The organism is Actinomyces bouchesdurhonensis, from assembly GCF_900128465.1.
GTDB lineage: Bacteria > Actinomycetota > Actinomycetes > Actinomycetales > Actinomycetaceae > Pauljensenia > Pauljensenia bouchesdurhonensis.
This window is the reverse complement of sequence record NZ_LT635868.1, coordinates 748,795-755,718: the sequence shown is the minus strand read 5'-3', so window position 1 is coordinate 755,718 and position 6,924 is coordinate 748,795. Positions and strand designations below refer to the sequence as shown.

4 protein-coding genes and 3 pseudogenes are annotated in these 6,924 nt (G+C 65.1%); all 7 read right to left on the bottom strand.

Annotation, left to right across the window (positions count from 1 at the left end; genetic code table 11):
* A pseudogene (locus tag BQ7477_RS08370) lies at nt 1-280 on the bottom strand (bifunctional folylpolyglutamate synthase/dihydrofolate synthase); the annotation flags it as partial.
* Nucleotides 281-1,452: 1,172 nt separating this feature from the next.
* Nucleotides 1,453-2,295: pseudogene (locus BQ7477_RS08360) on the bottom strand (IS3 family transposase); the annotation flags it as partial.
* Between the two features lie 522 nt (nt 2,296-2,817).
* The gene (locus tag BQ7477_RS08350; protein ID WP_073983516.1) at nt 2,818-3,219 is read right to left on the bottom strand and encodes a type II toxin-antitoxin system VapC family toxin; all 402 of its coding nucleotides are present in this window, start codon (nt 3,217-3,219) and stop codon (nt 2,818-2,820) included.
* On the bottom strand, nt 3,216-3,458 hold the full coding sequence (locus BQ7477_RS08345; RefSeq protein WP_073983515.1) for a type II toxin-antitoxin system VapB family antitoxin: 243 nt from the start codon (nt 3,456-3,458) through the stop codon (nt 3,216-3,218). Before BQ7477_RS08345 ends, BQ7477_RS08350 begins: the two co-directional genes overlap by 4 nt.
* Before the next feature lie 65 nt (nt 3,459-3,523).
* A pseudogene (locus BQ7477_RS08340) lies at nt 3,524-5,654 on the bottom strand (AAA family ATPase).
* Nucleotides 5,655-5,674: 20 nt separating this feature from the next.
* Nucleotides 5,675-6,145 (bottom strand): nucleoside-diphosphate kinase, encoded by a 471-nt coding sequence (ndk, locus tag BQ7477_RS08335; RefSeq protein ID WP_073983514.1) that lies wholly within the window; start codon nt 6,143-6,145, stop codon nt 5,675-5,677.
* Between the two features lie 17 nt (nt 6,146-6,162).
* Nucleotides 6,163-6,900, bottom strand: coding sequence for a dihydroxyacetone kinase phosphoryl donor subunit DhaM (dhaM, locus tag BQ7477_RS08330; protein WP_073983513.1), 738 nt, complete (start codon nt 6,898-6,900; stop codon nt 6,163-6,165).
* Between the last annotated feature and the right edge of the window lie 24 nt (nt 6,901-6,924).

Here is a 6,924-nt window from a genome sequence, read left to right as displayed (position 1 = left end):
CGTCGCGCGCCTCGGCGGCGTCGTCAGCGAAGTCGTCGTCCACCTCGCCCTCGATTTCGGCGAGGACGGAGGGGTCGGGACCTAACAGCAAGGAGTGTTCGACGAGGGCACGCAGGGCGGCCTCGCGTTCGCTCTCCTCGGCCTGCGGGTCGCTCGTCTCCCCCGCCTGGGTGTCCTCGACCTCGTCGGCCGCTTCCAGGTACGGGATCAGGTCGGCCGGGATGCCGCCGCGCTGGTCGTCGTGGGCGGGGTCTTGCCCGAAGAACGATTCGCCTGCCATGTGTCCTCCACTCGTCGCAGTGTCCCGGCCATTTTACCGGCCTGCGCAGCGCGGTCGGCCTGTTTCGCCAATCACGGCGCGTCCTCGCGACGCGCAGGTGAGAATTCATCAACGAGGCCGGGGCGGAGCGCACCCATCCTCTGTCCACGTGCGATGGCTTCCTTACCAAAGAGATTCCGTCGACACCACGTAACGGATAGGATCATTCCATCAAGATGGTCCCCCAAGGAGGCGGCACATGGGTACGTGGTTTAGTCGGGCATCCGAGATTGAGGAGCTGCGCGTCGAGAACCAGCGTCTGAAGGAACAGGTCGCGACCCTCGAGGCCCGCCTGCGCGCCGCGTACGCCGACGCGGGCGNGGCGGCCATGTCGAGCGCGGTGATGACCAGAGCGCGTGTTGTGCTGCTCGCCCATGGCGTATCCCAGGACTCGGCGCGAGTGCGCATCACGCACGGCGCACAGGTAGACCCAGCCTTGGGCGCAGCGCAGGTAGGTAAAGTCCGTGATCCACACCCGGTCCAGGGCACCTTGATCCCACTGGCGCACGCAGTGATCCTCATGGGCCACAGGGCCCCGCCCGCCGCGCCTGGACGGGCGTGGGTGCGTGTTCAGGCCTGACAGGCCTTGGCGGCGCATCGATGCGGCGAGCCTGCACACCCACATCCACGCCCGAGCGCGTCAGAGCATGGCGGATGCGAGGAGCCCCATACGTGCCGCCCGAGACCTCGTGTTCCCAGGCCACCGCCTCATCCAAACGCCGACGCGCCGATGCGCGCCGACCCCGCTGGGTGGCTCGGCTCTTCCACGCGTCATAGCCCGCGCGTGTGACCCCTNGTTGTGCCTGAGGGTTCGCGTTCGGGCGGCTGTCGTATCGGCGGCGCACCTGTTGGCCCTCCCGCGAGGCTCTCTGTTGGGCGGGCTCTCTTGATCGCGCGCGCGATTGTCTCGGGGCTTGTGTGCCCCGCGAATCCTAATCGTTGGTATTGCGGTGTTTGTGGGCGTGGTTGAGCGTTTACTCGATCGACGTGCGCGCTTAGTTGCTCCGAGCGAACCCCACCACCACAAATGCGGATCCGCTAACTCCCACGCGACCGGCCCCGCCCACACTCCACATAGCAGGTTAACGTGCGACATAGCCGGTGGGGTTGTGCGCAAGTTGTTGACGGTTTGTTTATGCGGCTTTTGTCCAGGCCGCTTGGTGTAGTTCGTATTCGATGGGGGGTTTGCCGCCGAGGCTGGTGTGGATGCGGCGGCGGTTGTAGAAGTCTTCGATCCAGGTGGCGACCCCGGTGTAGACCTGGTCGCGGGTGGTGAAGGTACGCCGGTAGTAGTACTCGGTTTTGAGGGTGGCCCAGAAGGATTCGGCCATGGCGTTATCCCAGCACACTCCGGCCCGCCCCATCGACACTTTTCCTTGGACGGCGCGCATGTAGGCTGCCAGTTTCTCGGAGGTGAACTGTGTTCCCCGATCAGCGTGGAGCACGACCCCAGTGGGGAAGCCGCCACGGGTGGTAGCGGCCATGTCGAGCGCGGTGATGACCAGGTCGGTGCTTTGCTGCTCGCCCATGGCGTATCCCAGGACTCGGCGCGAGTGCGCATCACGCACGGCGCACAGGTAGACCCAGCCTTGGGCGCAGCGCAGGTAGGTAAAGTCCGTGATCCACACCCGGTCCAGGGCACCTTGATCCCACTGGCGCACGCAGTGATCCTCATGGGCCACAGGGCCCCGCCCGCCGCGCCTGGACGGGCGTGGGTGCGTGTTCAGGCCTGACAGGCCTTGGCGGCGCATCGACGCGGCGACCGCCCGCACACCCACATCCACGCCCGAGCGCGCCAGAGCATGGCGGATGCGAGGAGCCCCATACGTGCCGCCCGAGACCTCGTGTTCCCAGGCCACCGCCTCATCCAAACGCCGACGCGCCGATGCGCGCCGACCCCGCTGGGTGGCTCGGCTCTTCCACGCGTCATAGCCCGCGCGAGTGACCCCTAGAACGTTGGCCATCAAGGTGATCGAGTAGGAAGCCCTTGGGCGCGTCCATCAGCTCACAGCGCTGGTGTTGTGGTGCACGGAGGCGAAGAAGGCGCTGGCTTTCCCCAAGAACTCCCTCTCCTTCTCCAGCTCGCGCACCCGCCGACTGGGCGCCGTGTTCTCGGCTTCCAGCTCGCGTGGATCAGGACGACCCTCACGCGCGGCTTGACGCCGCTCTCGCTCGAGTGTGACCCACCGGCCCACCACCGATTCGCCCAGCCCTCAATCCCGGGCCACAGACCCGATCAAAGACCCTGTATCCAACACCAGACTCGCCACATCACGACGATACTCCGGCGTCAAACGACGACGAGTTCCCATAACAGGCACCTCACTGGCCGCAGGAACTCGCGCCCGCTTAACGAAGTGTCAACAACACAAGCCTAACCCCACACGGTTACACCAATATGCGGGACGCTACTGCCAATCACGACACATATGCATCCAGGCCGCTATGGAAGACCCTGACAAGGCGTGGGCGAAGAACACATGGTCTCCGCCCACGTGTCACAAACGGGGAGACGGGTCCACAAGAACACTCTGAAGATCTGTATGAGTAAAATCGTCGCCGATGAACAACAAAGGAAGGCCAGCAGCTTTCGCAGCTCCGTAGACTAAGCAGTCACCAAAATTCAGTCTTGCGGGCGAGCCGCTTCCCCTGCCATATCTGCGCAGCCCCTCACGGGCGCATCTCAGTTCGTCGACACCACATTCGACAATAGTTAGCCCCAAGATGCCGAGGATCGAATCAATTTCTGAGGCTCGTGCCTGCCCCATCACAATAGATAGCTCAAGTACTGTGGGCGCAGCGATAAGTCTCTGGGGATGTTCATCCAAAGCCTTCATAACGTCGGCAGCTCTCGACTCCGACCTGATCAGCGCAACCAATGCCGAAGTGTCGACAATCATCGAGGTTGCCCCTCACTGTCATAGATATCGTCGTCTGTCAGCCAGGGGTCATCAACACCTTGACACCTTCTCTGCACATCAGCAAAGGCCTGCCAGTCGATAGCATGATTGGCTCGTTCCTTTTCCATCTCAACGGTCAGCGCGTCGAGAACAGCACTTGTCGCGGTCGTCCCACGTAGGCGTGCCAGCTCTGTCGCCAGCGCATGCACGCGTTCATCCTTGATGTTGAGTGTTGCCATATCGCTAGAATACGCACCAATGCAGCCGTCGTCTACCCCAAGGTAGAACCCATGGGAAAGTGGAGCTAGTCCGCCAAGCGCTGGGAGACCACCGTCGTGACGCCGTCGCGCATGGTGACGCCGTAGAGGGCGTCCGCTATCTCCATGGTGCGCTTCTGGTGCGTGATCACGATCAGCTGCGAGGTCTCCTGAAGCTCCTTGAAGATAGCCAGCAGGCGCGACAGGTTCACGTCATCCAGGGCTGCCTCGACCTCGTCCATGACGTAGAACGGTGAGGGTCGCGCCTTAAAGATTGCGACCAGGAAAGCGATCGCGGCCAGGGAGCGTTCGCCGCCCGACAGGAGCGAGAGACGCTTGACTTTCTTGCCCGCCGGCCGCGCTTCGATCTCGATGCCGGTGGCAAGCATGTCCTCCGGGTCTGTGAGCACCAGGTCGCCCGCTCCGCCGGGGAAGAGCACGCCGAACACGTGCTCGAATTGCTCGCGTGTCTCGGCGAACGCGGATGCGAAGGCCTTTTGAACCAACCGATCCACGTCTGTCACGATTCTCAGCAGGTCCGCCTTTGACTGCTTCAGATCCTGCACCTGGTCCACGAGGAACTTGTGTCGGGATGCCAGCGCATCGTACTCCTCCAGAGCCAGGGGGTTCACGCGCCCCAGCTTCTCCAGGTCCTTCTGGGCCCTGGCGAGCACCCTCTCCTGCTCGGCGCGCACGAAGGCGGCCGGCTCGGCTTGCGCCGCCTTCTCGACGTCGTCGGGATCGAGCGGCAGCATCGGCACAGGGATCTCCGGCCCGTACTCGGCGATGAGCTGCTCGGGTTCGAGGGACAGCTCCTCCAGGGCGCGCCGCTGCAGGTCCTCGACGCGCAGGCGCGTCTGCTCGGCCGCTATCTGCCCCTGGTGGGCCGAGGCCGTAACCTCCGACAACTCAGCATTCAGCCGGTCGAGGCCGCGTCGGGCGTCAGAAACCTCCTGGGAGACCTGGGAGCGCCGCTCGCTCAGCCGGTCGCGCTCGGCGGCGGCCTGCGACAGGGCGCGCTCGGCGGCCTCCAGGGCTGTTCTCGCGGCGGACTCCACGTCCGAGGCCGTGGCCAGCTCTGTCTGTCGTGCAGCTTCGCGCCGGGCGTAGCGGGCACGCGCCTCGCGCTCGGCAGCGGCTGCTTGGCGCAGGGAACGGGCGCGGGAGGCGGCGCGCCGCGATTGTTCTTCGAGGACTCGCAGGCTCAGACGCGCCTCGTTTTCGCCCTCGCGGGCCTCACGAGCAGCCCGAGAGGCNCGCGGCCATGAGCGTGCCGCGCAGACGCTCGGTGATCGTGGTCAGTGACTGCCAGTCGGAGAAAGCTTGATCGAGCGCCGGCGAGGACGCCCGCTCCGCCTTCTCCAGACGCGCGAACTCAGCACGCGCCGACGCGATCTGTTTCTGAAGAGACGCGCGCTGGTGCGCTGCCGACTCGTCCGAGGCCTCGAGCACGGCCAGCATGTTCAGCGCAGAGGCGAGGTCATCGGCGAGCAGGCGGGCCTTCGCGTCGCGCACGCGCGCCTGGATGAGGGCCGCGCTCCGGGCAACGCGCGCCTGGCGGGCCAGGGGCCCGAGCTGGCGGTGGATCTCGTTCGTCAGGTCCAAGACGCGCACGAGGTTCGCGTCCATGTCCGACAGCTTCTTGAGTGCCCGCTCCTTACGGCGCCGATGCTTCAGGACGCCCGCAGCCTCTTCGATGAAACCGCGGCGCTCCTCGGGGGTGGAGGACAGGATCGCGTCGAGTTGTCCCTGGCCGACGATGACGTGCATCTGGCGCCCCATGCCCGTGTCCGAAAGTAACTCCTGCACGTCCAGGAGCCGCACGGGCGAGCCGTTAATGGAATACTCGGAGCCGCCCCCGCGGAACAGGGTGCGGCTGATCCGAACCTCCGAATACTCGATGTCGAGCAGCCCGTCAGTGTTGTCGATCGTCAGGTCCACCTGGGCGCGCCCGAGTGGAGCGCGCCCAGATGTCCCCGCGAAGATAACGTCCGCCATGTTCGAGCCGCGCAAAGCGCGCGCCCCCTGCTCGCCCATCACCCAGGCGAGCGCGTCGACGACGTTTGATTTTCCCGACCCGTTGGGGCCGACGACGCACGTGATGCCCGGCTCAAGGGCGAGCGTTGTCGCGCTGGCGAATGACTTAAAGCCCCGCAGCGTCAGGTTCTTCAGGTGCACCCTTGCAGGTTACCGGCGTCTCAGTAAATCTCCGGGAACCACAGGGAGATTTCACGCTTTGCGTTATCTACAGAGTCCGAGCCGTGAACGAGGTTCTCAATGTGGGGGCTGTCCCAGGCGCGACCCAAGTCACCGCGGATCGTGCCGGCTGGGGCAGTCGTCGGGTCGGTCGAACCCATGAGGACACGCATACCCTCGACGACACGCTGGCCTTCGATCACCATGGCGACGACGGGGCCGGAACTCATGAACTCCAGGAGGCTCTCGAAGAAGGGCTTATCCTTGTGGTCCACGTAGTGTTCGGCCAGCAGGTCGCGGGAAGCGACCATGAGCTTCAGGCCTTTGATGGTGTAGCCCTTAGCCTCGATGCGGCGCAGGATTTCACCGGTGAGGCCGCGAGCGTAACCATCGGGCTTGACGACGATGAGGGTGTGCTCGAGGGCGGGATCGAGAAGATGCTGAGGTTCCAGCAGAACACTCTTCGCGCTCACGTTGTCTCCTTTGATTGTCACAGTTGCGCGTTCGCGCTTTCAAGCATATCCGTCAACGCCGCGACCGCTGCTGTGGCGTCCGCCCCATTTGCCTCGATATGGACGGTATCTCCCTGGGTAACTCCGAGGGACATGAGGTCAAGGACCGAACCTCCGTCCGCTCCGTTGACGGTGATCTCCGCGTCGAACGATGCGGCAAGGCGCACGAAAGCAGCCGCCGGACGCGCGTGCAGTCCGACGGGGTCAGCAACGACAGCGTTTCCTTGCGCCCACATCGCCGAGGCCTGGACTGCCTCCGTTGCCCCGTTGATCAGCGGGACGGGGGCACCGGGTGCCTCCTCGGATGGGACGACCTCGGGGCGGGGGGCCAGGGATGCGGCCACGGCGGCGACCTGGCTTAGGGTATCGCCTAGTTGGGCGCGCACGGATGAGGCGACAGCTGCTTCGACGAGCGCGGTATCCACGAAGCGGACGCGGTCAGGGTCGTCGCTCATGTCGATGACGGACTCGACCGTCATCGTCGCCGAACCGAGGTCGGTCAGGATAATGACGCCGCTCCCCTCCCCTCCGACGGCACCGAGCGCAGCTTCGAGAGCTGATTCGACGCGGTCATAGGAGGTTCCGATGCGACCGTCGTCGGTGCCGCCGGCGGCCTCGAAGCGCACGTCGGGCGCCATCTGGGCGGCCAGCTCACAGACGCCGGTGGCCAACGCTGTGCTGTGGGAGACGATGACGAAGGCGACGCGCGCGCTCATGCCGCGCCACCCTCGGCTGCGGCA

Excerpts from the sequence above, each read along its gene's own strand:
- BQ7477_RS08350 (WP_073983516.1), bottom strand. The coding sequence starts at position 3,219 with ATGATTGTCGACACTTCGGCATTGGTTGCGCTGATCAGGTCGGAGTCG.
- BQ7477_RS08345 (WP_073983515.1), bottom strand. The coding sequence starts at position 3,458 with ATGGCAACACTCAACATCAAGGATGAACGCGTGCATGCGCTGGCGACA.
- dhaM (WP_073983513.1), bottom strand. The coding sequence starts at position 6,900 with ATGAGCGCGCGCGTCGCCTTCGTCATCGTCTCCCACAGCACAGCGTTG.